This window comes from Bathymodiolus azoricus thioautotrophic gill symbiont (assembly GCF_001298715.1).
Taxonomy (GTDB): Bacteria; Pseudomonadota; Gammaproteobacteria; order PS1; family Pseudothioglobaceae; genus Thiodubiliella.
Genome location: NZ_CDSC02000356.1, coordinates 1 through 1,039, shown reverse-complemented (window position 1 = coordinate 1,039; position 1,039 = coordinate 1). Strand labels below are relative to the sequence as shown.

The following is a 1,039-nucleotide window of genomic DNA, read 5'->3' as shown; positions in this document are numbered from 1 at the left end:
GCCACTATGGGATGCATTGTGCAAATTAATTGCCCGACATCGCAGGTTTCCAGAAGCTAAGTGGTCATTGGGAAATGATTCTCTAATTCAAATAGAAGAAGTAGCGAGTCAACTGGCTCCTAAAAGCCTAAATCTATTGAGTAAACGCCTGTTCTCAGATGCATATTTCTATGAAGTCGATGGGAGTCAGCAAGAAAAGCAAAAGAAACTATTTCAGATACGAAAAACCGCCATAGAAGATATCTTGAATGAAGGGGGTATTTCTCAAGTACTAGAGTTTGCTTCAACAGTTTCCAATACCCGCATTGTAGGTGAAGTTCTGGGAGCTTTGGATCAATCTGATTTTGATGCAGATCTTTTACCTGCTTTACTAGACAAGACAGATCAAAAGATTCAGTCATTAGTTACAGCCTATGTATCGCGTCGCCAACTCATGGGTAACTGGCAGTGGTTTGATGGTATTAACAAAACTGACTGGATGCCAAAGCAGATAGCTTTACTATTGTGCGCTTTGCCATTTGAGAAAAATGCCTGGGATAAAGTTGAACAATTGCTTGGTGAAAATGAAGGTTACTACTGGAATAACACCAATGCAAATACACACAAAATAAAGGATGGCACTGAGTACGCTCTCAGGAAATTACTTGAATTCGATCGACCAATAGCTGCTATTAATGGGATTTACAGAGACTTATCTGAAAATAGAGGTATTAATCCAGACTTAGCATGTGACGCTTTGTTGGCGGCATCAGTCAAATCTGAAAAGTCTTTTAGTGAAATTGACAGCTATCGGGTTGTTGAAATCATTAAGGCTTTACAAAAGAATGCTGTCACTGATCAAGATAAGCTTTTTCATATTGAATGGGCTTATGTGACTTTGTTTGATTGGGATAGCGATGGTTCTCCAGTTACCCTAGAAAATAGGCTAGCTTCTGACCCCAGTTTTTTCTGTGAACTTATTCAACTGATCTATCGATCCGAGGGAGAGGAGTCAAATGAAAATCCTTCCCCACAGCAGCGTAATATTGCTACTAACGCA

1 pseudogene is annotated in these 1,039 nt (G+C 39.7%); it reads left to right on the top strand.

The window, feature by feature from the left end:
- Positions 1 to 67 precede the first annotated feature (67 nt).
- Positions 68 to 1,039 (top strand): annotated as a pseudogene (locus BAZSYMA_RS06925) (hypothetical protein); the annotation flags it as partial.